Annotated in this window: 31 protein-coding genes, 1 tRNA gene and 2 pseudogenes; 21 read left to right on the top strand and 13 right to left on the bottom strand. The window is 34.6% G+C overall.

Features of this window, described 5'->3' with window-relative positions:
* Positions 1–280 precede the first annotated feature (280 nt).
* Entirely contained in the window at positions 281–760 is a 480-nt protein-coding gene (locus tag PSR14_RS26865; RefSeq protein WP_000351171.1) for a GNAT family N-acetyltransferase, read from the top strand.
* Between the two features lie 23 nt (positions 761–783).
* Here the strand turns inward: PSR14_RS26865 and PSR14_RS26860 are convergent, their stop codons facing one another.
* Positions 784–1,275 (bottom strand): phosphatidylglycerophosphatase A, encoded by a 492-nt coding sequence (locus PSR14_RS26860; protein ID WP_000665103.1) that lies wholly within the window; start codon positions 1,273–1,275, stop codon positions 784–786.
* A 120-nt stretch (positions 1,276–1,395) separates the two neighbouring features.
* Here PSR14_RS26860 and yutH point away from each other — a divergent pair, with 120 nt between their 5' ends.
* Positions 1,396–2,397: a spore coat putative kinase YutH gene (yutH, locus tag PSR14_RS26855; RefSeq protein WP_073541778.1), complete on the top strand. Its 1,002-nt coding sequence runs from the start codon at positions 1,396–1,398 to the stop codon at positions 2,395–2,397.
* 61 nt (positions 2,398–2,458) lie between these two features.
* Here the strand turns inward: yutH and PSR14_RS26850 are convergent, their stop codons facing one another.
* Both PSR14_RS26850 and PSR14_RS26845 read right to left on the bottom strand, forming a co-directional pair.
* Positions 2,459–2,674 (bottom strand): hypothetical protein, encoded by a 216-nt coding sequence (locus PSR14_RS26850; RefSeq protein WP_001125501.1) that lies wholly within the window; start codon positions 2,672–2,674, stop codon positions 2,459–2,461.
* 325 nt (positions 2,675–2,999) lie between these two features.
* A complete protein-coding gene (locus tag PSR14_RS26845; RefSeq protein WP_000431159.1) occupies positions 3,000–3,236 on the bottom strand; it encodes a NifU family protein in 237 nt (78 codons plus the stop codon).
* 206 nt (positions 3,237–3,442) lie between these two features.
* On the opposite strand from PSR14_RS26845, the gene PSR14_RS26840 reads away from it, so the two are divergent.
* The 4 genes from PSR14_RS26840 (at position 3,443) to PSR14_RS26825 (ending at position 6,156) form a co-directional block, all read left to right on the top strand.
* Entirely contained in the window at positions 3,443–3,751 is a 309-nt protein-coding gene (locus PSR14_RS26840; RefSeq protein WP_000248590.1) for a YuzD family protein, read from the top strand.
* A 52-nt stretch (positions 3,752–3,803) separates the two neighbouring features.
* On the top strand, positions 3,804–4,598 hold the full coding sequence (locus PSR14_RS26835; protein ID WP_002170368.1) for a nucleotidyltransferase domain-containing protein: 795 nt from the start codon (positions 3,804–3,806) through the stop codon (positions 4,596–4,598).
* A 98-nt stretch (positions 4,599–4,696) separates the two neighbouring features.
* On the top strand, positions 4,697–5,374 hold the full coding sequence (locus PSR14_RS26830) for a CPBP family intramembrane glutamic endopeptidase (RefSeq protein WP_000379265.1): 678 nt from the start codon (positions 4,697–4,699) through the stop codon (positions 5,372–5,374).
* 113 nt (positions 5,375–5,487) lie between these two features.
* The gene (locus PSR14_RS26825) at positions 5,488–6,156 is read left to right on the top strand and encodes a hypothetical protein (RefSeq protein ID WP_000049698.1); all 669 of its coding nucleotides are present in this window, start codon (positions 5,488–5,490) and stop codon (positions 6,154–6,156) included.
* 51 nt (positions 6,157–6,207) lie between these two features.
* On the opposite strand, the gene PSR14_RS26820 is transcribed toward PSR14_RS26825, so the two are convergent.
* Entirely contained in the window at positions 6,208–6,852 is a 645-nt protein-coding gene (locus PSR14_RS26820) for a DUF4304 domain-containing protein (RefSeq protein WP_001027837.1), read from the bottom strand.
* Complete coding sequence (locus PSR14_RS26815; protein WP_002163484.1) at positions 6,833–7,303, bottom strand: SMI1/KNR4 family protein; 471 nt, start codon at positions 7,301–7,303, stop codon at positions 6,833–6,835. The genes PSR14_RS26820 and PSR14_RS26815 overlap by 20 nt, the downstream gene beginning before the upstream one ends.
* Before the next feature lie 86 nt (positions 7,304–7,389).
* Between PSR14_RS26815 and PSR14_RS26810 the strand changes: the two genes are divergently transcribed.
* The 3 genes from PSR14_RS26810 (at position 7,390) to phnA (ending at position 10,721) form a co-directional block, all read left to right on the top strand.
* A complete protein-coding gene (locus PSR14_RS26810) occupies positions 7,390–9,048 on the top strand; it encodes a PQQ-binding-like beta-propeller repeat protein (protein ID WP_000714462.1) in 1,659 nt (552 codons plus the stop codon).
* Between the two features lie 301 nt (positions 9,049–9,349).
* On the top strand, positions 9,350–10,144 hold the full coding sequence (locus PSR14_RS26805; protein ID WP_406644089.1) for a DUF2628 domain-containing protein: 795 nt from the start codon (positions 9,350–9,352) through the stop codon (positions 10,142–10,144).
* 235 nt (positions 10,145–10,379) lie between these two features.
* On the top strand, positions 10,380–10,721 hold the full coding sequence (gene phnA / locus PSR14_RS26800; RefSeq protein WP_000212737.1) for an alkylphosphonate utilization operon protein PhnA: 342 nt from the start codon (positions 10,380–10,382) through the stop codon (positions 10,719–10,721).
* 200 nt (positions 10,722–10,921) lie between these two features.
* Here the strand turns inward: phnA and PSR14_RS26795 are convergent, their stop codons facing one another.
* From PSR14_RS26795 to PSR14_RS26780, 4 genes are all read right to left on the bottom strand, one after another.
* A complete protein-coding gene (locus PSR14_RS26795; RefSeq protein ID WP_000679255.1) occupies positions 10,922–11,719 on the bottom strand; it encodes an ABC transporter permease in 798 nt (265 codons plus the stop codon).
* Positions 11,703–12,362 carry an ATP-binding cassette domain-containing protein gene (locus tag PSR14_RS26790; protein WP_000470273.1) on the bottom strand — a complete coding sequence of 220 codons (660 nt, stop codon included), beginning with the start codon at positions 12,360–12,362 and terminating at the stop codon, positions 11,703–11,705. Before PSR14_RS26790 ends, PSR14_RS26795 begins: the two co-directional genes overlap by 17 nt.
* 54 nt (positions 12,363–12,416) lie before the next feature.
* Positions 12,417–12,590 carry an aspartyl-phosphate phosphatase Spo0E family protein gene (locus PSR14_RS26785; RefSeq protein WP_001103328.1) on the bottom strand — a complete coding sequence of 58 codons (174 nt, stop codon included), beginning with the start codon at positions 12,588–12,590 and terminating at the stop codon, positions 12,417–12,419.
* A 228-nt stretch (positions 12,591–12,818) separates the two neighbouring features.
* The gene (locus PSR14_RS26780) at positions 12,819–13,889 is read right to left on the bottom strand and encodes an NAD(P)/FAD-dependent oxidoreductase (protein ID WP_000682081.1); all 1,071 of its coding nucleotides are present in this window, start codon (positions 13,887–13,889) and stop codon (positions 12,819–12,821) included.
* Between the two features lie 352 nt (positions 13,890–14,241).
* Between PSR14_RS26780 and PSR14_RS26775 the strand changes: the two genes are divergently transcribed.
* The 3 genes from PSR14_RS26775 to PSR14_RS26765 all read left to right on the top strand — a co-directional run bounded on the left by PSR14_RS26775 (position 14,242) and on the right by PSR14_RS26765 (position 15,987).
* Positions 14,242–14,481, top strand: a complete 240-nt coding sequence (locus PSR14_RS26775) for a YuzB family protein (protein WP_000595026.1) — start codon at positions 14,242–14,244, stop codon at positions 14,479–14,481.
* 244 nt (positions 14,482–14,725) lie between these two features.
* Positions 14,726–15,592, top strand: coding sequence for a diaminopimelate epimerase (dapF, locus tag PSR14_RS26770; protein ID WP_000077383.1), 867 nt, complete (start codon positions 14,726–14,728; stop codon positions 15,590–15,592).
* A gap of 41 nt (positions 15,593–15,633) precedes the next feature.
* Positions 15,634–15,987, top strand: a complete 354-nt coding sequence (locus tag PSR14_RS26765) for an iron-sulfur cluster assembly accessory protein (RefSeq protein WP_000573822.1) — start codon at positions 15,634–15,636, stop codon at positions 15,985–15,987.
* Between the two features lie 150 nt (positions 15,988–16,137).
* On the opposite strand, the gene PSR14_RS26760 is transcribed toward PSR14_RS26765, so the two are convergent.
* Positions 16,138–16,701, bottom strand: a complete 564-nt coding sequence (locus tag PSR14_RS26760) for a GNAT family N-acetyltransferase (protein ID WP_001068205.1) — start codon at positions 16,699–16,701, stop codon at positions 16,138–16,140.
* A 471-nt stretch (positions 16,702–17,172) separates the two neighbouring features.
* On the opposite strand from PSR14_RS26760, the pseudogene PSR14_RS26755 reads away from it, so the two are divergent.
* Together PSR14_RS26755 and PSR14_RS26750 are read left to right on the top strand one after the other, a co-directional pair.
* Positions 17,173–17,262, top strand: a pseudogene (locus PSR14_RS26755) (methyltransferase); the annotation flags it as partial.
* Between the two features lie 106 nt (positions 17,263–17,368).
* Positions 17,369–17,722 (top strand): YxeA family protein, encoded by a 354-nt coding sequence (locus PSR14_RS26750; RefSeq protein WP_000833137.1) that lies wholly within the window; start codon positions 17,369–17,371, stop codon positions 17,720–17,722.
* Positions 17,723–17,809: 87 nt separating this feature from the next.
* On the opposite strand, the gene PSR14_RS26745 is transcribed toward PSR14_RS26750, so the two are convergent.
* The gene (locus PSR14_RS26745; RefSeq protein WP_000237488.1) at positions 17,810–18,871 is read right to left on the bottom strand and encodes a site-specific integrase; all 1,062 of its coding nucleotides are present in this window, start codon (positions 18,869–18,871) and stop codon (positions 17,810–17,812) included.
* A gap of 296 nt (positions 18,872–19,167) precedes the next feature.
* Positions 19,168–19,241: transfer RNA gene (locus tag PSR14_RS26740), tRNA-Ile, on the bottom strand.
* 594 nt (positions 19,242–19,835) lie between these two features.
* Here PSR14_RS26740 and PSR14_RS26735 point away from each other — a divergent pair.
* The 4 genes and pseudogenes from PSR14_RS26735 (at position 19,836) to PSR14_RS26720 (ending at position 21,870) form a co-directional block, all read left to right on the top strand.
* A pseudogene (locus tag PSR14_RS26735) lies at positions 19,836–20,043 on the top strand (hypothetical protein).
* 170 nt (positions 20,044–20,213) lie between these two features.
* On the top strand, positions 20,214–21,467 hold the full coding sequence (locus PSR14_RS26730; RefSeq protein ID WP_098487709.1) for an AimR family lysis-lysogeny pheromone receptor: 1,254 nt from the start codon (positions 20,214–20,216) through the stop codon (positions 21,465–21,467).
* A complete protein-coding gene (locus PSR14_RS26725) occupies positions 21,464–21,613 on the top strand; it encodes a hypothetical protein (protein WP_001233256.1) in 150 nt (49 codons plus the stop codon). The genes PSR14_RS26730 and PSR14_RS26725 overlap by 4 nt, the downstream gene beginning before the upstream one ends.
* A 131-nt stretch (positions 21,614–21,744) precedes the next feature.
* Positions 21,745–21,870: a hypothetical protein gene (locus PSR14_RS26720; RefSeq protein ID WP_000921419.1), complete on the top strand. Its 126-nt coding sequence runs from the start codon at positions 21,745–21,747 to the stop codon at positions 21,868–21,870.
* A 17-nt stretch (positions 21,871–21,887) separates the two neighbouring features.
* On the opposite strand, the gene PSR14_RS26715 is transcribed toward PSR14_RS26720, so the two are convergent.
* Complete coding sequence (locus tag PSR14_RS26715; protein WP_000004989.1) at positions 21,888–22,217, bottom strand: helix-turn-helix domain-containing protein; 330 nt, start codon at positions 22,215–22,217, stop codon at positions 21,888–21,890.
* Between the two features lie 248 nt (positions 22,218–22,465).
* On the opposite strand from PSR14_RS26715, the gene PSR14_RS26710 reads away from it, so the two are divergent.
* From PSR14_RS26710 to PSR14_RS26700, 3 genes are read left to right on the top strand one after another with little or no spacing between them, the layout of a single operon-like run.
* Complete coding sequence (locus PSR14_RS26710) at positions 22,466–22,711, top strand: hypothetical protein (protein ID WP_000368215.1); 246 nt, start codon at positions 22,466–22,468, stop codon at positions 22,709–22,711.
* Between the two features lie 26 nt (positions 22,712–22,737).
* Complete coding sequence (locus PSR14_RS26705) at positions 22,738–22,863, top strand: hypothetical protein (protein ID WP_000568869.1); 126 nt, start codon at positions 22,738–22,740, stop codon at positions 22,861–22,863.
* Entirely contained in the window at positions 22,856–23,044 is a 189-nt protein-coding gene (locus PSR14_RS26700; protein WP_000277641.1) for a helix-turn-helix transcriptional regulator, read from the top strand. Before PSR14_RS26705 ends, PSR14_RS26700 begins: the two co-directional genes overlap by 8 nt.

The following is a 23,044-nucleotide window of genomic DNA, read 5'->3' as shown; positions in this document are numbered from 1 at the left end:
GCTTTGAAATGAGTAAGTCCTTGTAAGGTATAGAAAAAAAGACACTCTTTCGAGTGTCTTTCAAGATGACAAAATGTGCCAATTGCTTGAGTTTGATAAGGCGCTAATATCCGTTTTAACGCCTTTTCTTTGATCAAGAAGTGTAGCAACAGCGATTCAAATGAATTGTACCATTTGTTCCGTGGGCGTGCGTATGCAATTGTGCATATTTCAATTAGAGGGAAATGAGGCACGAAAAATGAATGAGTATATAGAGAATATTTGATAAGGGGAGAGAAGGATGGATATACATAAGTTAACGGTAGAAGAAGCAAATGAGATAAATACGTGGACGTATGAAGAACCTTATCATTTGTATAGTTTTTCAGGCGAAGAAGAAGTAATAGAAGAATTATTAGATGGGACGTATTATGGCTGCTGTGACGATAATGGGGAGTTTATCGGCTATTTTTGTTTTGGAGAAAATGCACAAGTGCCAGGGGGACGAGATGCCCATTTATATGGTGGAGAAGATGTAATTGATATCGGACTTGGCATGAAGCCGGCGTTAACAGGGAAAGGGCTGGGAAAAATGTTTTTTCAAGTTGGCATAGCATTTGCTGTTAAAGAATTTAGGCCGAAAACGTTTCGACTTAGTGTAGCAACATTTAATACAAGAGCGATTACGCTATATAAAAACATAGGTTTTCAGCAAGGGCCCATTTTTTTGAGCCGCGGAAGAGAATTTATGCTCATGGAATATGAAAGACCGTCAGTATGACACTGACGGTCTTTCATATTTTATTATTCCGAATGCTCAGCTCTGTGCGCTAAACGGCTTGAAGCAGCGGCAGCGATTCCGCCAACGATATCATCAAGGAATGTATGCACCTTTCCAGTTGATTTATCATTTAAGTATTCTAAAATACCAGGTTTTAATTTATCGATATATCCAAAGTTTGTGAAACCGATAGAGCCGTACACATTAACGATAGAAAGTGCGATCACTTCATCAATTCCGTATAAGCCTTCATCACGTTTTACGATATCTTGTAACGGCTCACTTAACATGCCTTTTTCAGCGAGAACATCGAGTTCGATACCTGTAATCAGTGCGTTTTGTACTTCACGTTTTGATAATACACGCTCAACGTTATAACGGCATTCTGACATCTCTAAATTTGGATGATATTTTTTTTGAAGAAAATGAACAAGTTCAGCAATATCATCAATTGTTACACCGCGTTCTTGTAATAGTTGCAATGCTCTTTCTTGTAGTTGATTTGATTCTTTCATGTTTATCACCTTTTTTTCTTTTTAGTATTTGTATACGTTTCGTTGCTTTATCATGTGCATAGGAATGAAAGGCGAGCACAAGCTCATATATATAAAGAAAAACCATAGGTGGCGACTGCGATGATTCATCATATTTATGAGCATTATCATATGCATGTTAAAGAATTAATCCCCCTTGGCCCCTATAAAAGCTTTTGGATTCGCAACAAAATTTATGTACTTGTTCCAATTGGAGAAATGGAGGAAGAAGTACTTGTAGAGATGAAAAAGCTCAGTGATTATATGAACCAGCAAGGGGATATAACTGTAGCGACTTTCGTTCCGACTATACACGGCTACTATGTAAGTGAGATAGAAGAACAAAATTACTGCTTATTAAAAGGTATGCGCGCGTTAGAACGACATGCTATGTCATTAGGAAGTGAGCTTTCTATATTCCATAAACGAGGTGCATTCTTTCCAGAAGAAATTGAGCAACTAAGCCGCATTGGTGAATGGAAAGCATTATGGGAAAAAAGGCTCGATCAATTAGAAAAGTTTTGGCAATCACAAGTGATGAACCACCCTACAGACGTATTCGATCAATTGTTTATTGAATCCTTCCCGTATTACTTAGGAGTTGCGGAAAATGCCATTCAATATGTTGTTGATACAGAAATGGATGACACACCGCAACTAACGGATGCAGCAACCATTTGCCAAGAACGATTCACACCTTTATTATGGCATCAAACGAAGCGTCTCAAACTTCCTTTTGACTGGGTGTATGATCACCCGACTCGAGATATAGCAGAATTAATCCGCTATATGATGATTGAAAAAAAGAAAGACTGGGAGCAAACAATCATTCAATTTGTTACAGATTATGAACGGAATTATTCGCTATCCTCATTTGGATGGCGCCTATTATTTGCAAGACTGCTGTTCCCACTTCACTATTTTGAAACAGTCGAACGGTACTACCAAACAGGAAACGAAGAACAAAAAAGCATATATAGAGATCGCTTAGAAGCCATTCTACACGATGTGAACCGCTCTGAGCAATTTATGAAGCATTTTTATGGCTCACTCCGTTTACCAGTTGATAAGCTTGGGATTAGAAAATTAGATTGGCTGTCTTAAAAATATAAAAAAGAGACCGATTGAGGTCTCTTTTTTATATACCACAATTGTATGTAATACATTATGCCCCTACCTGTTGATCTGCACATATATTTAAAATGAATTGATGTTGTTCGATTTTTTCATTTACTTTACTCAATAATTCTTGCTGGATTTCTTTAAATAAAAATTGATAGCTCGCATTCCATGTCGGTATAACGGATGAAAGGTCTAATAAATACTCTTTTTTCTTTTCTAGTTCTTGCATTGTTAAAAACGTGTTCCCCATTTTTGGCATGTGTCGTCCCCCTATGTTTTTTACTTTATATGTGTGAACGATTCACTATATAGTATCAATTATCGCATTTTTTGAGAAGGATTTCCAATTTTGTTTTATGATGTTAACGGATAAATGTGATTTGTATAAAAAAAGGAGACCAAATTTGGTCTCCTTTTAGCAAGTGGCTTTGAACGAGCCGCTAGATAATATCTAGCTCTAGCGGCTAAAATGTTCGGTGGCTAGAACAGTCGGCCATTTCGCGCCTTCCTGTGAGGCAAAAAGCGCCTCTTCGTCAGGAGCTCCAATGACCTCCTGTTCTGAACGAGCCGCTTCCGCTTTTAGATTAAAATACTTGTTCTACTTCGATAACGCCTGGTACTTCTTCAAGTAATGCACGTTCGATACCAGCTTTTAGTGTGATTGTAGAACTTGGGCAGCTTCCGCATGCACCCATAAGGCGTAATTTTACGATACCTTCTTCAATGTCTACTAATTCAACGTCTCCGCCATCGCGAAGTAAGAATGGACGTAATTTATCTAATACTTCTAGTACTTGTTCTTGCATATGTGGGTTTTCCATTTTTATCGACTCCTTTCATCAGTTTTATTATAATCAAGATAGAGGGGAAAATCTATTTTTTCTGTTCTTGTTTTATTGCCGAAATTTTTTATCATGTTTACAACGTGTTTTTTCAGTATAGGGGTATGGAATAAGTTTGTAAAATGATGTGCTTATGTGCTAAGGCATCTGAATATACTGTTAGAACAAGAAGTGGGGGAGAAGAAATGGTTAATGTGCAAGTGTATGGGACGAAAGTAATTTGTGCGAGCTGCGTTGGAATGCCATCTTCAACAGAAACGTTTGAGTGGTTACAAGCGGCGATTGGTCGTAAATATGAAGGACAAGAAAATAAATTTAATTTCGAGTATATTGATTTTCAAGAAGAACAAGAAGATGAAGATAAAAAAGCATTCGCGGAGCGCGTAGTAGAGGAAGATTTATTTTATCCGGTCGTTCTTGTAAATGGAGAAATTGTTGGAGAAGGAAATCCTCGTTTGAAGGATGTTTACGAAGAAATCGAGAAATATTTATAAAGCAGGAAGCCTTTGCGAATTTGCAAAGGCTTTTTTTATTGGAGGGATAGATGTGGAGAATGTAGTAAAGCATGCGTTACCGAAAGAAGTAGAGCAGTTGATGGAGCAGTACATAGTAGGACTGAAAGAAATTTTTTTAGATGAAAAAATAGTCGGGGTGTATATTTACGGATCCATCGCACTCGGTGCATTTCATGCAGAAACGAGCGATGTTGATTTTGTCACGGTAATAAGTGATCCCGTGAATGAAGCTGAAAAACAGCAACTTGTAGAGCTTCATAAGAAACTTAGTGGTAGTACGTTAGGGAAAAGAATGGATGGTATGTATATTCCGCTTGCTGATTTAGGAAAATACAATGATGAAATGAATGAGTACGTGTATTGTGCAGATGGTAAGGCGAATATAGGACATTGGGATATTAATGCAGTCACATGGTGGACATTGAAAAATCAAGGTATTACAGTGAACGGGAAAGAAGCAGAAGACCTTTCGTTCCAAATAAGGTGGGATGATGTAGTCAATACGATGAAATACAACGTAGAACAGTACTGGAGTGGGAAGGCGAAGCAGCCATATTTATTCTTTATAGAAGAATGGGTAGAATCAGCGGTCGTTACGATGGGGCGCATTTTATATACACTAAATTATAAAACAATCGTTTCAAAAGATAGAGGATTGCAATACTTATTAGAACATTCAGCGGAAGAGTGGGAGCTTTTATTAAAAGAAGTAGCGAGAATACGGCAAAATCCAAAAGAAAAGCGAATGCTCTCAAGGTGGAGAAGGGCAGATATGACGAAGAGGTACTTACTGCATTTGATTGAAACATGTAGAGAGAAATGGTAGGGAAGAAAATGGACAATACAGTTGAGTGTATTGTCTTTTTTTATGTTTAATTTGGTATATAATGGTTTAAAAGGTTTAATTATACTGGAGGGGATATAGTGGACACGGAATTAGTTACATATGAAGAAAAGAATGTACAAATGAGTATGCTAGAAGTAATCGGTATGATCGTAATTATTTTTGGGACCATGTATGGAATTGGTTATTTGAACTTTTTATATGGCTCCTCATTATATCCGTGGTATGTAAATCATCTCATTTCACCCTTCACGTTTTGTATGATTATTGTAATGTATGCACCGGCAAGAAATTACTGTGTGCATTTACTAAAATCAATACAATTCAATAACTCAAAACATTATGTAACAATAATAATGACAATGATCGTACTGCTTATATATCTTGCAGTATTAAATTTAGTTTTACCACATGGGCTTCGTGTGGGGGAATCTAATATAGTAATAGAGCCTACTAAAAATGAAATCATTTTATATGTAGTTGTACTCACGATTTTTGCGCCGATTTGGGAAGAGCTTGTATTCCGAGGTATGTTTTTTATGAAATTATCTCAGCGCTTCTCTACACTTAGTAGTGCCGTTATAAGTGCTTTCATATTTACTTTAGGGCATCCCCTTACAGTAGGGAGTATTTTATATATTTTTGGTATAGGCATAAGTTTAGCCTACACCTATAAGAAAACAAACAATTTACTCGTTCCAATTGGAATTCATGTATTAAACAATTCATTTTATTTATTAGTAAATTTTCAACTGTAAAAAAGACGCCTTTTTGAAAGGGCGTCTTTCGTATTATGTAGTAGGTGGGAAAGGCTTTACAAGTATTATGTAGAGGAAAGATAATAGAAAAAATATGTGTGTGGAGGAAGACGATGAGTAAATATAAATTACATATAGATAGAGAACAGTTATGGAAAGGGTGCGTTTTAAATTCGATTGCTCATGCTATTAATGTAGCGCATGCTCCGGACTTTTTACATGAAAGTTCATGGGATGGATGTAACTATAGTATGCAAGATAGTCAAGGCGGAAGAGGGACAATTACGTTTCATCCGGATTATACGATCGTATGTCTTCAAGATGTGAATAGTGAGAGAATGGATGAGTGGATTGATGTGGCAAATTATTTTGAAGGAGCACCTTCGGAAGTGATAGATATTGCGAAAGAAGAAGCTCTTCAATACGTATTAGAAGAAGTAGAAGGTGAAACAGTTCCTTTTATTACAACTGCATTTTGGATTGAGGATAGCGGTGCGTATTCAATTGATTCATTTGAAGAGATGGAAGAGCACGGCGGATTCTTATTAGAAACGCCATTACTTGATAAGGAATCAGCGATGGAAAGATTGGAAGAAGAGTATGAGCTAACAGAGGAACAAATAGAGCTTTTACAAATCGTGTATGAGAGAAAAATCCAAAGTAAAAATGAGGAAATTATATTGTCTAAAGATGAGGTAGCAATGATTGGAACGGATGATAGTGAAGGGTTAGAAGTTAGTAAAGTATCTTTTAAAGAGATGAATATTACTTGGGAGTTGTAGGAGAAGGATATAAAAGTGTGATAAAGCACTAGCAGAAAGCACAATGTGAAGTTACATTGCGTTTTCTACTAGTTTTTTCATATACATGTCAACTTCGTGAAAGAATACGGGCTCTTTTTCCTCGGTATTCAGATGTACAGCACATTGCAAATATTGCTGTAAGTAGTGATTAGCTTGCTCGTACTGTTTTAAATTGTAGAAAGAGAAACAAGTAAGAAGCAAAAACGCTTTTTCCTGTAATATTGGAACGACGGCTAGTACTGGAGTAACGGAATGTATATTTATTTTTACTAAATTCTCATAAGATGCCCACACTTGAAACCAGTCGAAAATAGTAGAAAGATAATTCGGAATGTCGATAGTTTCATGTGAAACATTATGCAATAACTGGTTCTGTTTCATATGTATAGGCTCTATTCTCGTTCGCAGAATGCAATCGAATATTGAGATGTTTTCTTTAATTAGTAATTGGTCCGTGATAAGCTGCGGGAGACCGATAGGATGAACTCCTATATGTATATAGAAGTCATCTCCAAATTGACTTTTTTGTATGTTAATGAGTTTATAAAATCCGTTTTCAGCTTTGCAAAATGTATGTCTTTTTTTCTTAAATCCAAGCAGTTTTAAAGCAGCATGTAAATTTGCAATGGAATTTTGTACCGCTTTAGAATAAGGTTTACTCTTCGTTATATTCATATGTAGTTAAGTTTTGTAAGAAACTTTCAAAGTTAGGTGCTAATTCAATTATTTGCTCAACTTCATTATCAATAAATATAACTGGAGGATTTTCAGCTACATTTCGATAGTCTAATGCAATCCATGTATGTCCGTCCCCAGATAAAAGTACGAGATTCTCAGGCATTTCCCATTCTTGAATTAAATAATGACTCTCTAAAATACTAGATTCATTTTCATCAAAAGAAATGCCATATAAGCCAGAAACATTAACGTGATCGTCTGCCCAAGAATTCGGCTCTGAAGTAGGGTGAGCATCAAGGCGCAGTGTTCCTCCATTTTGTTCTTTTAGAAGGTTTATGTATGATTCCGGAAGCTTTACGTTCAGTACTTCTTCTGCTTTTTTGATTAGTTCGTCGTTAATGGGTGCTAGTTTTAAATAATCATCTTCTGTCCAAATTGTAGTCTTCATATTGGGTCACCTCAAATAATAGTTTTAAGAATCTTATGTCATATATTATAGTTAGTTTGAATAACGAGCAATAGAGGGAGGAAATAATGAAAAAGTTTCAAATCGAACTAAATAAACTGCCGACAGAAAATGCCGGAGAAATAGTAATTAGTATAGATGATAGAATTGTGTTGCAAGAAAAAACAGACATAATCGACCCGATTTGTCAGTTGTTTGACGCATGGGGTGAATGTTTTAAAGATGATGGTGCTGTGATTTTTTTAGATAGATATGAAAAAAAGGTAGAGTTTAAGAAGAAGGATGGGAACTTTCTCATTATTAATCAGAGAGGAAAAAAGTTAGCTAGTGTTGATAGCGAGCAATTTTTACGAGTAATCTTTTCGTTTCTTAAAAAGGAGATAGAGCAGATTTACATAAGTGGAGTTGATTCTTTCCGAATAAAAGATGCGTATCATAGAATTTTAGAAATTGAGCCATTTCTTTCTGAACTTGTAAATAGAAATAACGCAATTATGTACCGAACATATCATTCTACAAGTGGTAAGTATGAATTAAACTGGAATTATTTAAAGGGGGTAGAGGTTGAACCGATATTTACTCCGGTACTATCTCATAATGAGAAGAGTATCTTTTATGTGGAGGAAAACAGCCACGAAATTCGTAAACTCGATAGTGAAACGAAAGAAGAGGTTTGGAAGTGTCATCTTCCACTAGTAGAAGATTGTAATTGCATAACTGTGAATGATGTCACAATTATTTGGCATGCGAATAGATTTGGAGAAAATATTGCGAAATTGTACGCTATTTCATCAAGTTCTGGGGAGTTTCTATGGAATTTAGAAATAGAAGGGCATATTATACAAGTTGTAAAAACTACGAAGGAAGAATTACCACGTTTATTAGTTATGACACAGGAAGGCTACAATGTTTTATTAGAGCTTGAAAGTGGAGTGAAAGTATGGGAAAAGAATGTCCGAGTTGGAGGAGAGAAGTTGCAATGCCATTTTGGCTCAGATTACTATGTGTTAGCAGGGAATCCTTTGGATGAAGATGCGGAAGTTGATGCATATAGTAACGTTGCAATTGCCATTCAATTATTAGATGCTTCTACACGATGGAAACAAATGATGGAAGATTGTAATCCAAATGAACCAGTTACTTTAACTAATGAACATTTTATATGTGTAGCAATAGATTCATTACAAAAGTGGGAATATGGAAAAGAAGGTTGTAACTTAATTTTTGAAAAAGCCTTTGATGAGGTACAGTACTCTTACATTGCATCACAGGGATCAAAAATATTATTAACAAGAACTGAGTATGATTATGAAGAGGTAAGTAAACAAATACAATGTTATGACCATAAGAGCGCTCAAAAGTTATATGAAGTAAATATGCCTTTTGAAATTGAATTGCCTCCATTTCTTATCGGAGAGATGATGGTATTGTCCTTAGGAGAAGGAAGAATTTGTGGTATTCATATTCAAACAGGTAAAGTGATTTGGAACAATACGACTCTACATGATATTACAGAGGTTCTGTTATATAAAGATCGAGAAATTTATATTGCAACTTCAAATTTAGAATTGATAATACTTGATGCTGCATGTGGCGAGGTAAAAGATATAATTAAACTGCCTAAAAATGTTGTAGCAATAGATTTTATTGTATCAATTGAGGAAGTTAATAATGCATTATTCATTAGTTGCGTAAGTGGAAATATGTTTGAAATAGTAGAAAGCTAATTTGTGAGTTCTCTTAAATCGAGATGTTTGTTTTAAAATAGTAGTATATATTCACTAAAAAAGATGTATAAAATGATTTTGATGCATCCTTTTTAGTGAATATATAAAATAATTAACTTAGTGTATTAAACGTATCATTCATAAGTATTCTAATATATTTAAAAGTAAAATGGAATAATAAACGGTAAATTGTAGGAATATATTCGATTTCTGTTCATTTTTATGAAATATATGTACTTTTTGTTAGATTCCTTCTTTTTCTTTCTATAAAATACATGTATGTAGAAAGAAGAAAAGGATGATGTACGTGAAGGACACTGTTTTACAAGAAACAATTTCTCCGCAACAGTTACATACAGTCGTTCAAAAGAATACGGCGTATTATGACTTTAAGTGGGGCAAAGTAGAAAATCCAGCGCAAGGAAATACGTGGAATTGGGTAGCCTTTTTCTTCCCACCTTTTTGGTTAGCTTATCGTAAAATGTATAAGTTGTTTATTATACTTACGTTATTGGCGGTACCTAGTATCGTTGTAACTCCTTTTATAGATATTCCAGATGGGATTTATTTAACATCTAGTTTAGTTCTTCAGTTAGGAACGATGATATTTACTGGATGGCAAGGAAACCGTTTATATTATAAGCATGCTGTTCGTGTATTACATAAGGGAGAAGATATGCCAGATCATGAGAAGGCGTATTACTTACAATCAAAGGGTGGCGCTAGTTTTGCTGGTATGGTTGGTTTACAGGTTATAGTGATGATAGTATTTGGTGGAGCTATGTTTGGATTTTCCCTTTTACCAACTGAGCCGAATATTAAAAATGTCGTTCGTTCAAGTAGTGAAGGTGTGACTTTAGAGATTATGACGGATAATCCAACTTGGAAGTTTGTGAAGAAAGAACAAGATTATGATGTAGTAGAATTTACTGGTTATGATTATACAGAGAAGAAAAACGTGAAAATTAAATTTGCTGTTTATTTTAGTGAAGACTATTTTGAATGGCACGAAGTATATGAGAATAATAAGAAGTTAAGTGAAGATGAGCTAGAAGAGTATCAATTTCACATTGAGGAAAATGGTTGGGTATTCTAGTTAGAACTCATTCATTTTGAAAAGGAGAATCTTGTGAAGGTTCTTCTTTTTTACTTGGAAACACCATACGAATTGAAATTTTGTAAAATACAATAAAAAATGAGAATTTGAGGTAGGGTTGTCAATAACGTGAGACTATGGCACTATATAGAAATGCTATACAAATTTTATTTATCGAGATGTAAACATCAATTTTGATTTTTACGTATAAATAATGAACGGAGGAAATGAATTTATGGCTACTTTACCAAATTGTCCAAAATGTAATTCAGAATATACGTATGAGGATGGCGTTCTTTTCGTATGTCCAGAATGTGCTCATGAGTGGGGCCAAGAAGCAGAAGCTGAAAATAATGATGGTGCAAAAGTTGTAAAAGATGCGAACGGAAACGTTCTTCAAGACGGCGATGCTGTTACTGTCATTAAAGATTTAAAAGTAAAAGGAACTTCTTCAGTTGTGAAGATCGGTACGAAAGTAAAGAGTATCCGTCTAGTTGATGGCGATCACGATATTGATTGCAAAATCGACGGTTTCGGAGCTATGAAGTTAAAATCACAATTCGTTAAGAAGGCGTAAGTAAATAAAAAGAGGAGGCGTATAGGCCTCCTCTTTTTATTATGTCATTTTTTGTCGGTAAGTCGATATTCCTTGTCGAATCGTCGATATATTTCAAAAATCGTTGATATATTTTGAGTTATGATACATATATTCGAAAAATCGTCGATATAATTTCACTCACCGAGAAAGGTGCATCATTTACCGAGCAAAAAGCTAGATTACCGTCCGCCATAGTCAATCTCCTTCAACTGACACCTCTTATTAAAGAAAGTTTTATATCCAAGCTGCAAGAAGATAATAACCGCAAAAGCGGTACTTCCTGAAATACCGAGTATAATTGCGATTTGATATTGAATAGCTGTAAATGGTGATACACCAGATAAGATTTGACCAGTCATCATGCCCGGTAAGCTTATAATCCCCATTCCGACCATAGAATTGATCGTTGGTAAAATAGCGGAGTCAAAAGCGTCGCGTATGAGCGGAGCAGCGGCTTCTTTCGGTGTGGCGCCGAGCATAAGTGCCCCCTCGATTTGACCTCTTTGCGATTTCATATTGTTTAAGAACGTATTTGCACCGAGAGAAACACCTGTCATTGCATTCCCAACTAACATTCCGGTAATCGGAACGATATATTGCGGGGCGTACCACGGATCATGTCCGATAATAACAAAGATAAATAGTAGAAGTGGCCCAATTGATCCGGCTACCATGGAAAGGGCGGCTACTCGTTTTAATTCTTTAGACATTGGGATATTCACTCGTTTATAAATATTAAAAATTGCAAAGGTAGTAATAGAAGTAATAAGAGCAATTGTATAAAATGGATTACTATTTTCAAATACGTATGTAAGGACATATGCAACGAGTACGAGCTGAATCGTCATACGGAACGTTGCGAGCGCGATTTGTTTTTCGCGAGGTATTCCTTTTAACTTCACAAGCCCAATTAAAATAAGAATGAAAATATATGCAGCGGCAAGTTGCCAAATTTGGAGTTCAATCACGCCCTTCAACTGAGAGCACTTCCTTTCTAGTTGCACCGTTTGCTTTACTAATCTCAATAATATCGTCTGCAATTTCTTCTGGAAGCTGTTGTGAGTGTGTGATGAAGATGACTGTTTTTTTCTTTTCTTTTGCTAGCATAGTGAATTGCTTCATAACGCGTCGTTCTGTATCGCTATCTAACGCCGAAGTTGGTTCATCTAATAAATAAACAGGTGGATCCATAAGTACGATACGTGCAAAAGCAAGTCGTTGTTTTTCGCCACCTGATAATGAATCAGCGTTGTCTTCTAAATTTTTTTCCAAGCTAACAGTCGTTAATGCACTTCGCAAGGCAGCATCATTTGGAAATGGCTTTTCAGAAAGACGAAGTCCCATTAATAGATTGTCTTTAATGGTTCCATCGAAAATAGGTGGCGTTTGCCCAAGCATGACTACGTCACGTCGTAATTGAATAGGGGGATAATCAGAAATTAGCTTTCCGTTATATTCAATTGTTCCAGATGTTGGAGATTGTAGATCATTTAACATACGGAGCAATGTGCTTTTTCCGCTCCCACTCTCGCCGATAATACATGTGATTTTTTCTTTTTGAATCTGTAAATAAGGAATGTGCAGTATATCTTTATATGTAACGTCTTTTAATATAAACATAGATGGCTCCTTTCTGATTCTAGTTCTATCGTATCAAAAAAGAGAAGGTAACGGTTATAAAGAGCAACGTTTTTTCTTCGTCTTGATTTCTATTAATAAGTTAAGTAAACGATCTAATTCTTGGCTGAAAGAAATTACTTTATGATGAGTGAATCCGTACTTTTCAACGAGATAGATCAATTCTTTCTTCTTCGCTTCTATTCGATCATTTAGTTTCGTTACGTTCATAAGTGAAATGAAATGCCTCCTGTAAAAGTATTTACAACACAAAAAATAAGACCGAATGAATTCGGCCTTAAAGGAAATAAAACAACTTATCAATAGCATACACTGTTTATTGGTAGTTTTTAATATAAAAATGAAAAATAAATCATGATTCATATTGAGAAAGATGTGTCTGATAATTATATTTTAACGAATAAGAGGCTGCCTAATTAGGAGACAGCCTGTAAAGTATTAACCGTTATGATATTTGTACATCCAGAGGATACCGGATTTTAGTAACCTTGGTACACGTCCCATTAATGGTTGGTTTGCTAGCAAACCAAAGCCGTGCTTCTTACCAAGAGAGCCGAGAACACCTTTTAATTTAATGACAGGTAGTTCGTCAGGAAGTGGTTCATTATTCCAACGTTTTAATAATATTTGGACAATTTGTTCCCCTTGACCTTCAGCAAGTTGTGCAGATGGTGCGTGTGGAAGTGCTGCACAATCTCCTACAACATATACGTGCTCGTTATTTGGAATATTGTGATATTTTGTTAAAACAACCCGTCCGCTACCATCTTGTTCAACTGGAAGGTTTCGAACAACTTCATTTGCTTGAATACCAGCTGTCCAGACAATTGCATCACATTCAAGTGGTTCATCGTGGTTGTACACAATATTTGGCTCTACTTTTGTAATGTTAGAGTTTCGTATAATAGTAACTTTATGTTTTACGAACCATTCTTCTACATATCTACTTAATTTCTCTGGATATGGGAATAGAATTCTATCTTTTCGATCAAATAAGTAGATTTTTAAATCAGAACGACTTTCGCGAAGTTCACTTGCAACTTCAACGCCACTTAATCCAGCACCAACGACTGCTACTGTTGCATTTGGTTCTAGACTATTTAATTGTTCATATGTCTTACGTGTTTGTTCAATCGATTGTAGGCTATGTGTATATTCCTTCGCCCCAGGAACGTTATGATATTTATCCTCACAGCCAAGTCCAATAATTAAATCATCATATTGAATTGCTTCGCCGCCATCGAGATGAACAGCTTTTTCTTTGAGATCAATATTTGTTACTGTGCCGTATTGAATATTGAGGCGTGGGTGTTCAGGAAACGGTATACGAATATGCGTTTCTGAAATAGTACCCGCAACTAATGCATAATATTCAGTTTTGAAGCAATGATATGGTACTTTGTCGATTAATGTCACTTGTACATCATCCGGAAGTTGGTTGCTTGGAAGTAGCCGTTGCAGAATTCTCATTCCACCGTAGCCGCCACCTAATATTACGAGGTGTTTCATGATGGATTACCCCTTTTCTGTTGAAATATCCCCTAATCATAAAATTTTATATTAATAAAATATTTTGACTTTACTCAATCAAATTATATCGAATTTGTGAACAAATAACAATGCATGAATGAATACTCTGTTGTACAATAAGAAGAAAAGTAGAGTAAACGATCTGCATTATTTAGTTACCATTTCATCGTAAATAGCATGTTATATAGAAGGAATCATCTATTTTGAAGTGAAATAATGAAGTAACTAAATAGTTTAGAAGGTGTAATGAAAACAACAAGAAACAGCTTAGTTTTTTTCTTATAGATGAAGTCAGAAAGTAATTTGTTTTGTAGTACAGGGGGGGAGAATTTTGATTAAACCATTAATTGAATTTTGTGTAGGTAACCTTGCGAGTGGTTCACAAGCCGCTTTAGAGAAATTAGAAAAAGATCCGAATTTAGATGTAATGGAGTATGGTTGTTTAGGATATTGTGGTATTTGTTTTGAAGGACCGTTTGCACTTGTAAATGGTGAAGTGGTACAAGGGGCTACAGTAGAAGAACTTGTTAATAATGTATATGAGTATTTGGATGAAAATCCAATGTTTTAAGGTGTTGCAATCGGCAGCACCTTTTTCTTTTTCTATTAGATAAAATTTTATTTCGCAGGGGAGGATAATATTGTATATAAATAAAAAAGGCCCTTTTTAGAAGGGCTTTTTTCTTACACAATTTGCGCAAGAATGGCTCATCGCCAAATGTTGTCAAATATGAGAAACGGGGGACATTCATATTGTGTTCTAAAAGCGTGCATTTTATACTTGAAATAACAAATTATTTTTGGAGTGAATACAAATGAGCCAATTTTCTTTTACAAAAATGCATGGTCTTGGCAATAGTTATATATATGTAAATATGTTTGAAGAACAAATTCCTGAAGAAGATTTAGCTCTTGTGGCGGAAAAGGTTTCAAATATTAATACTGGTATTGGAGCAGATGGAATGATTTTAATTTGTCCGTCTGACGTAGCGCCGGTGAAAATGCGCATGTTTAATAATGATGGATCAGAAGGAAAGAGCTGTGGTAACGGTCTACGCTGCGTAGCGAAATATGCGTATGAGCATAAACTAGTAGAAGATACAGTTTTCACAATTGAAACGTTAGCTGGCATTGTAACGGCTGAAGTAACGGTAGAAGAAGGGAAAGTTACGTTAGCGAAAATTGATATGGGAGCACCGCGTTTAACGCGTGCAGAAATACCGATGCTTGGCGAAGGTGAAACACCATTTATTCGTGAAAACTTCTTATACAATAACCATCGTTATGCATTTACAGCTGTTTCAATGGGAAATCCGCATGCAGTTATTTTTGTGGATGATGTAGAACAAGCACCTCTTACAACACTTGGACCAGTTCTTGAGACACATGAAATGTTCCCAGAACGAGTAAATGTTGAATTCATTGAGATTTTGAATGAGGAAGAGATGAACTTCCGCGTTTGGGAACGTGGATCTGGTGTAACACAAGCTTGCGGAACAGGGGCGTGCGCTGCAGTTGTAGCCTCTATTTTAAATGGAAAAATGGAACGTGGTAAGGAAATTACAGTTCATTTAGCTGGTGGCGATTTAATGATTGCATGGGCAGAAGAAGGCAACGTGTTAATGAAAGGACCAGCAGAAGTAATTTGCCACGGAGTGTATGAGTACAAGATAGAAGCGTAAAGATGTATAATAGAACGAGAACAGAAAGGATGGTGTATTTCATGATTGAAGTAACAGAACAAGCAGCTTTTCAAATTAAAGATATGTTAAAAGATGCTGAAGATGGAGAGAAGTACGTGCGCCTTGCTGTACACGGCGGCGGATGTAGTGGTCTTTCTTACGGCTTAGGATTTGAAGTAGAACCAAAAGAAGACGACACAGTTCTTGAGTTTTTCGGTGTCGAATTTGTTATCGATAAAGAAAGTGCTCCGATTGTTAAAGGAGTAAAAATTGATTATAAACAATCTATGCTTGGCGGCGGATTCACAATTGATAATCCAAACGCAATCGCATCATGCGGATGTGGATCATCTTTCCGTACAGCGACGAATGCTGGTAAGCCAGAAGAGTGCTAAGTTTTTAGTTGAAATAGAGAAAGACCTTTTTAGCGATGGAGTGCAATCGTTAAGGAGGTCTTTTCTTTTACAGTAAAAAATCAAAAAGCCGCCTTCTAAATTTAGAAACGAGCCTTAAGATATTTGTATAACAAATTTTAAAATCTTAAACTAATTTATCTTTGCATAGATGCAAGTATCAGTTAGTTGTTTGCCGTCAGCTGAAACATCTTCATTACGTAATACCCCTTCAAGTTCAAAGCCTAGTTTTTCAGGAATCGCACGACTTTTCGTGTTATTAGATTCACATCGTATTTCAATCCTTCTAAATTTGAATAACTGAAATCCAAGGTTTGTTAACGCACGTACTGTTTCTGTTATGTATCCACTGCCACTAAATTGCGTGTTAACCCAGTATCCAATTTCACATTTAGAAACATTCCAATTAATTCGGTGAAGGCTAGCTGTTCCAATAAAATTATTCGTCTTCTTATGGTAGATAAGGTAGCGAAAGCTTTCTCTGTTCAAAAAATTTATATGGGCATTTCTCAGAAGAATTTCCGTTTCTTCAACAGTAGGAATGGACTGGAATAAAGACAACCATTGCTTTAATTCATGAATTGAATCTTTAATAGCTTTATGTACTACATTCCCTTCACCTGCTTGAAGTGGCGCTCGAAGAATGAGTCTATCTGTTTCTATTTGTAACGGAACATCTAATAAAATAGGATTCATATTATTTCTCCCCTCAAAACCTTTAAATTAGGACAGAATGAAACTTATGTAAAAAAACTTTCGTTCAAAAGTTAGAGAACAATAAATATATATTCACTTCATCATTTAGAAATCCTTTTTCATCTATTGACTTCTAATTTCTTTATCAGTTATTTGAGCTTTAAGTTTTCTTTTTTCCAGTTATAATTGAAGGGTAGAAAGAGGGGATATATGCTGGAAAATATTTTTGAATTTATATTGAAGTACGTTATAGGTCCTATTTTTAGATGTATAAGATACCTTGTGATAGATATTATAATAGAATGCATAATAGAAGGTGTAATAAACGGTATAAGGAAATTACGTGATAAGTGGCGAAAGTGGCGTGAAAGACGTTATTGGCGGTAATAGGTACATAAAAAATTGGCAGTAAAGAGATAGAGGATAAAAAGCCTTAAGGGAGATGATTCATTCATTTCCCTTAAGGCTTTTTATAATGAAGTAGTAGCAACTCATCTAAATTTAGAATCTGTACTCATGCCAATTGGTGACGGCATGACGGTTTCTAAAGTGAAGCAATAATTATTATCTTACAAAAGTGTAATGTTCATGTCATGTTTTTGAATTTCTTCTTTAAGCTTTGGGCTTTAAGATAACAATATAAGAAAAAACATATGAGGTGAAGGAAATGAAAAGATATATTGCACTGTTTAGTATTTTAGTTGTATTCGCAAGCCTTTTAGTTGGTTGTGATATTAACCGTATGGGGAAAGATCAGTACTATGTTCAAATCACAGCTGATGGAATTGAAAAAAATGAGAAGTCTGATAGCGGAGAGCCATACAAATATTTTGAGTATAAATTAAAAGGATTCGATAAAGACGGTAAAGAGAAAGAATTAGAATTCACAGCTCAAAAAAACTTACGTAAAGATGCATTCCTACGCGTATACCACTCAGATAAAAAAGGTGTTTCGGCTTGGGAAGAAGTTAAGAAAGATGAGCTTCCTGCGAAAGTGAAAGAAAAATTAGGTGCAAAATAAGAAAGAAAAAAGGAATTGACGAACAGGGTCTTTTCTAAAGTTATAATATCAACGGTTTATAGTTAATCGGTAACGGTTTGGTAACAATTATAGCAAATCTTTTTCCATAAACGCAACTACTTCTGCTTGCTTCGAAGGATACAAATGGCTATAAGTATTTAAAGTTGTTGCTACATCAGAATGCCCTAATCGCTGGGCTACAACCAGCGGGCTAACACCTTTATTTATTAGATAAGAAGCATGAGAATGTCTAAACTCATGCATTACAATCTCTTTAACCATAGCAATCTTTAGATAGTTGTTGAATTTTTTATGTAATGAAGTTGTGGCGAGACTATCATAGAATTCACCAAAAACAACATAATCATTTTTAACTGGTGCTGTTAGTGCAGCATCTTTTTTTATACCTCTTAATAAATTCATTACAAAGTTAGGTAACATAATAATTCGATTAGAAGCTTTAGTTTTTGGTTCTGTAACTTGACGATTGTATTTAGTTTTGTGAATGTTAATGGTCTTTTCTTCGAAATTTATATCTTCCCAAGTTAAAGCTAGTAGTTCGCCTTTTCTTGCTCCACTATAATAAAGAGTTGAAAAGAATGCTTTATACATGGGCTCATCTACCACACTGATAAACTGTTTAAATTCTTCGAATTCCCAAAAGTTAATTCTTTTCTTTGATTCTTTTTGAAAATTCCCAGCAATTCTTGCTGGGTTGGTTGTTAAACCATGAAATTTTATTCCAAAATTAAATATTGCTGAGAGTGTAGTGTGGAATTTTTTTAAATATTCCGCAGAGTATTCATTGATCATTTTGTTTTGATAGTCCATTACATGTCTAGGTGTGATACAGTCAATTTTCATTTTTCCAAATTCTTTCATTAAATGATTGTAGATGGCATTTTTTATGGTATTTATTGAAGATTGTTTCCTCCTTTGCGTATACCAATTAAAATAACTATCTGCAACGTGCTCAAAAGTTAGATTGGAGTTTGATTCTTTTTCAACTAACATTTTAGCTTCTGCTTCACGTGCTTCTTTTTTTGTTTTAAACCCACGACGTTTTACTTGCTTGGTTGTCCCATCAAACTGACGGACTCTTACTACGAAGAAATATGTACCTCGTTTGTCATCCTTATAGATCACCATAGGGGTTCCTCCTTTATATAAAGAGTGATAATTCAATTTATTGAATAGATTATAGCTTGTTTGTTACCAAAAGAAAAGATGTCCCAATGAGAACATCTTAATAATGGATTTAAGTTTGAAGAAATAACAATTGGTAAACGGCTAATTTTATGTTATGCCATTTGTTAATAAAAGGAGTCAGTCCAATAAAAAGAATCCGCTACAATATGCAACGGATTCTAGTCTTAGAAGTTTGAAGCAACTAAGACGTTTTGTGATGGAAATTCGATTATAACATATGACGTTTAAAAACCAAATGGACCTTATAGGATTTGAACCTATGACCGGACGGTTATGAGCCGTCTGCTCTGACCAACTGAGCTAAAGGTCCTTGTATGGATAGTATATCAGCGTGTATAAAAAAAGAAAAGGCACAATCAATATGAAAGGGCCGTTTCTTTCAGCTTAATATTTCTTTAAATAAATAGAGGTGTACCTCTTTTATTGGGATGTAAACACACCCTATAAAACAGAATCATCTTTAAATCCAGATTGTTAGCACACACAATAAAAAAGAAGCGAGGTAAATATTTAGATAAACGCTATGTCACTAGTGCAATTGACATATTACGCTCTTAATAATAAGAGAATCTGCTTTATAGAATGTATCCACATTTTTTATTGTACTACTTTTATTATGTACATGGTGTATTTTTTTGTGATTATGCAAAATTGCATTATTGCAGTTTCTATAAAACACAAAAAAAGACATCCAAATAAGGATGTCTACGAAATTAAACCATCTTACTTTTAATAACAGAAGAGTAAGGGAACTCAATTATTATTAAACCATCATATTGATTAAAACAGAAAGGATACTTTTATATTATCATATAGTGCTATCCGTTAATGTTGATAAAAAATAGAAGGGGATTTTTGGGGAATAGACAGAAATCAATGATTGGATGGGTTTTAATTTTTCATAATGGCTGGTTTTTCACCCTTAAAATTAAAATATAATAGCAAAACAATAGGAGAATGGGAAATAATTGTCACTTTAAAGAAACAATTGTTGAAAAAATCAAAAAAGATAATTATTTTAAGAGAAATTGTGTTATATTGGGTGCGTATATCCAATTATGGAAGATGATTAGCAGTTTTAAAAAGTTTATTAGATTAATAAAATAAGATAATTGAACATAAATAAAGACCCATAGAAGCGTGTTCAAGAGGGACTCTCACACCTCCTCTCGAACCGTTCCCTAACTCAGCCTTAGGAAACACTTGCCTCGTATGAGTCCATCTTAGTATATCACATTTACGCAATGTTCCTTATTGAAAAAATTGTTAGGATGGAAAATTTATGTTCGGAGAAGGGGGAAGTAAGTTTGTGAAGGAGTTAAAAGAAAAGACGAGAAAAAATTCTAAAAAACATCTACAAAAAGAATTTAAGCACAATTTGATGAAAGAACTAATGAAGAAGATAAAGCAAGATATGGATGATAAAGGATTTAAGGTTCGTCCATTGGCAAAGAAAGTCGGTGTGGATCGTTCTGTTATTACTGACGGAATTGTAACTGGTAAAACAGCTGAAATGAAATTAGACGCATTTATGAAAATTATGGATGTTGTCTATGAAAATTTAGAAGAACGGCAAGAAGTGATACGGAAATTTATTAAACTTTCTCAAAATGATCTTAATGTTCGTAAATCTTTGGTTTATTGTCAAGGTACTGGTGAGTATGATGTAATAGCAGATTTGGTGAAAATCCATCAAGGAGATCGTTTATTAAATAAATATATTCGAGTGTATGAGTTATTCAATAAACGTAATCAAAACATAAAAAAAGGACAACCATTAATTGAAGAGATGGATGAACAGTTATTCTCAAGTGATGCAGAACTCCAAGTAGTAATCAATATATTATACGCTTTGTCTATGCATGACACCTTCAATATAAGAGCGATGAATCCGTATATGGATAAGGTGGAAAAAAATCTAATTGAGGTTCATGATAACTTTATAAACAATTGGTTAACAATGTTTTTCGATGAAAGGATGGCATATGTTAATTTGTTTGATGATAATTTAGAATTATGTCGTCAAAAATGTGAAAAGTTACTAAAAGAGGCTAACAATGTCCCACTAATTTATACGACTAGTATGTGTTGCATTGGCGAAAGTTATATGTTTGATGACAAATTCCTTGCTGAGAAGTGGATTTCGGATAGTATCGCCTACCTAGATAAACATGGAGTATCTCGCGAAAGCAGAAAGTATAAAGCTTTTAATACTACGCTAAATTACTTATATATCGAATTTGGTTTTAATTTAGACAAAATTAATTTCGATTACATTGATACTTCAGAATTAGGTTACTATATAGGATTGTATGAAGATAAGGAAAAAGGGTTAGAAATGATATATAATTTAGTTAAAGAACGTGGTAGTTCACCGTTTACTGATTACTACATTGCTAGGGTAAATGAAGATTTAGAGGGCTTGGAAAAGGCTCTTATACGCTTTGAGCGGGTTGCAAACTACCATTATGCTAAAGCGGTACGACGTACAATTCAATTGTTAAAAAATAAGCAGGGAGAGGTCGAGAGAGTATGAGAAAAGTTGGTATACTATTGTTAAGTGTTGTTGGTGCGTTCGCACTAGTATTAAACACAGGGGTATTGGAGAAAGACCAAGCTGTTAGTAAGCAAACAAATAACGAATATGTACAATATATGAGCTCAGAACCCGGAGGATCTTGAGTTTAATAGGAATAAATGGGAGACGTTGCCAAATGGCGACGTCTTTCGTGCTTTCTAGGCTTGGTTGATTATATGTGCATGTACAAAAAAACAACCGTAAATTTTTACCAATATAAAAAGGAGGGGTTTTGATGCTAAAAACAGTAGGAGTAGATGTTAAAGAAAAAATAAGTGAGTTAGTTGAACTTGCATATAAAGGAGATCAAGATGCAATTGAAAAAATAATCAAAATAAAAAAAGAACTTGGTGGAAGTTAATCTGCCAAGTTCTTTTTTTATAGATCATTGATCATATTTATAATTTTGCTTCGTTTATCAGCAGGAAGCTGATTAATACGTTTCATGATATCTTCAACATCATCTGTTATTTTTTTTGATGTTTCTTCATCAAAAGTTTTATGCTTTGAAAGCCCCATAATATAATCAGCGGAAACGTTGGTAACACGAGCTATATTTTCTACCGTTTCCCTACTAGGTTCACGTTTATTTGATTCATATAGCGAAATCATTGTGTAGTTTACACCGACAGCATCTGCAAGTTCATTTTGTTTCATTTTTAAAGATTTACGAACCTCTTTAATACGACTACCAATAGTTTCAGACATTATTAAACCTCCTTTTAACTTTACGTTTATTTCTCTCTTTGTTATATATAATGTACAATAAAACTTTGCTTAAAGACAAGTTTTTTTTATTTTTTTAGAAAAAATACTTTGCAACAAGCAAATTTAATTGTACAATGTGTTTAACAAAAGAAAGATAAAGAGAAAAAGACAAACAAAAACTTTGCTATAAGCAAATTTGTTTTCTGTCAATAACTTTGCTTATAGCAAAGTATAGGGAGGTATATAGTGTGGATAATGAAAAAGACTTATCTGCTCGAGAAGCAAAAAAGGCTTACATGCGAGCCTGGAGAGCGGCTAATAAAGAAAAGGTTAAAGCAACTCAGGAACGATATTGGAAAAAAGTGGCGCAGAAAATGAATATGGAAGAAAGCGAAATTAAGAATGATTACAATCGCAATTGGTATCAGAAAAATAAAGCTAAAAGAAACGATTACATGCGAGATTATTACCAAAAGAAAAAACAAAATTCTTAAGGTAACTGAAAGGAGGCGATAACAAAATGATAGAGGAAAGCACGTTTTCGTTGATGATAGTCGCACTTGTGATTTGTATAGTTCCTTTAGCAGTTTGTTTTTTGGACAAGCCAATTGAAAAGTTTATAAAGGATGATGAGCGAGATGTATAAAAACCTATTTATTCTTCGAAGAGAACATCGTATGACACAAGAGGATGCTGGGAAGTTGGTAAATATATGCCAGCAAACATATTACTTAAAAGAAAAAGGGAAACGTGATTTTACTCTTACAGAAGCAAAATTACTCGCAAAACATTTTAAAACAACAGTAGACGAACTATTTGCGAAGTGA

This window comes from Bacillus sp. A01H, from assembly GCF_045277205.1.
GTDB lineage: Bacteria > Bacillota > Bacilli > Bacillales > Bacillaceae_G > Bacillus_A > Bacillus_A paranthracis.
Note: the sequence above shows the minus strand (reverse complement) of the source record. Positions and strands in the feature narration are given on the sequence as shown.

What these genes read in the sequence shown, in the direction of transcription:
- PSR14_RS26725 (WP_001233256.1), top strand. Translation starts at nt 21,464, where the DNA reads ATGAGAAAAGTTGGTATACTATTGTTAAGTGTTGTTGGTGCGTTCGCA.
- PSR14_RS26840 (WP_000248590.1), top strand. Translation starts at nt 3,443, where the DNA reads ATGGTTAATGTGCAAGTGTATGGGACGAAAGTAATTTGTGCGAGCTGC.
- phnA (WP_000212737.1), top strand. Translation starts at nt 10,380, where the DNA reads ATGGCTACTTTACCAAATTGTCCAAAATGTAATTCAGAATATACGTAT.
- PSR14_RS26705 (WP_000568869.1), top strand. Translation starts at nt 22,738, where the DNA reads ATGATAGAGGAAAGCACGTTTTCGTTGATGATAGTCGCACTTGTGATT.
- yutH (WP_073541778.1), top strand. Translation starts at nt 1,396, where the DNA reads ATGATTCATCATATTTATGAGCATTATCATATGCATGTTAAAGAATTA.
- PSR14_RS26845 (WP_000431159.1), bottom strand. Translation starts at nt 3,236, where the DNA reads ATGGAAAACCCACATATGCAAGAACAAGTACTAGAAGTATTAGATAAA.
- PSR14_RS26730 (WP_098487709.1), top strand. Translation starts at nt 20,214, where the DNA reads ATGTTCGGAGAAGGGGGAAGTAAGTTTGTGAAGGAGTTAAAAGAAAAG.
- PSR14_RS26700 (WP_000277641.1), top strand. Translation starts at nt 22,856, where the DNA reads ATGTATAAAAACCTATTTATTCTTCGAAGAGAACATCGTATGACACAA.
- PSR14_RS26790 (WP_000470273.1), bottom strand. Translation starts at nt 12,362, where the DNA reads ATGTTTATATTAAAAGACGTTACATATAAAGATATACTGCACATTCCT.
- dapF (WP_000077383.1), top strand. Translation starts at nt 14,726, where the DNA reads ATGAGCCAATTTTCTTTTACAAAAATGCATGGTCTTGGCAATAGTTAT.
- PSR14_RS26760 (WP_001068205.1), bottom strand. Translation starts at nt 16,701, where the DNA reads ATGAATCCTATTTTATTAGATGTTCCGTTACAAATAGAAACAGATAGA.
- PSR14_RS26745 (WP_000237488.1), bottom strand. Translation starts at nt 18,871, where the DNA reads ATGGTGATCTATAAGGATGACAAACGAGGTACATATTTCTTCGTAGTA.
- PSR14_RS26815 (WP_002163484.1), bottom strand. Translation starts at nt 7,303, where the DNA reads ATGAAGACTACAATTTGGACAGAAGATGATTATTTAAAACTAGCACCC.
- PSR14_RS26805 (WP_406644089.1), top strand. Translation starts at nt 9,350, where the DNA reads ATGTACGTGAAGGACACTGTTTTACAAGAAACAATTTCTCCGCAACAG.
- PSR14_RS26825 (WP_000049698.1), top strand. Translation starts at nt 5,488, where the DNA reads ATGAGTAAATATAAATTACATATAGATAGAGAACAGTTATGGAAAGGG.
- PSR14_RS26765 (WP_000573822.1), top strand. Translation starts at nt 15,634, where the DNA reads ATGATTGAAGTAACAGAACAAGCAGCTTTTCAAATTAAAGATATGTTA.
- PSR14_RS26750 (WP_000833137.1), top strand. Translation starts at nt 17,369, where the DNA reads ATGAAAAGATATATTGCACTGTTTAGTATTTTAGTTGTATTCGCAAGC.
- PSR14_RS26860 (WP_000665103.1), bottom strand. Translation starts at nt 1,275, where the DNA reads ATGAAAGAATCAAATCAACTACAAGAAAGAGCATTGCAACTATTACAA.
- PSR14_RS26720 (WP_000921419.1), top strand. Translation starts at nt 21,745, where the DNA reads ATGCTAAAAACAGTAGGAGTAGATGTTAAAGAAAAAATAAGTGAGTTA.
- PSR14_RS26865 (WP_000351171.1), top strand. Translation starts at nt 281, where the DNA reads ATGGATATACATAAGTTAACGGTAGAAGAAGCAAATGAGATAAATACG.
- PSR14_RS26715 (WP_000004989.1), bottom strand. Translation starts at nt 22,217, where the DNA reads ATGTCTGAAACTATTGGTAGTCGTATTAAAGAGGTTCGTAAATCTTTA.
- PSR14_RS26850 (WP_001125501.1), bottom strand. Translation starts at nt 2,674, where the DNA reads ATGCCAAAAATGGGGAACACGTTTTTAACAATGCAAGAACTAGAAAAG.
- PSR14_RS26780 (WP_000682081.1), bottom strand. Translation starts at nt 13,889, where the DNA reads ATGAAACACCTCGTAATATTAGGTGGCGGCTACGGTGGAATGAGAATT.
- PSR14_RS26820 (WP_001027837.1), bottom strand. Translation starts at nt 6,852, where the DNA reads ATGAATATAACGAAGAGTAAACCTTATTCTAAAGCGGTACAAAATTCC.
- PSR14_RS26810 (WP_000714462.1), top strand. Translation starts at nt 7,390, where the DNA reads ATGAAAAAGTTTCAAATCGAACTAAATAAACTGCCGACAGAAAATGCC.
- PSR14_RS26785 (WP_001103328.1), bottom strand. Translation starts at nt 12,590, where the DNA reads ATGAACGTAACGAAACTAAATGATCGAATAGAAGCGAAGAAGAAAGAA.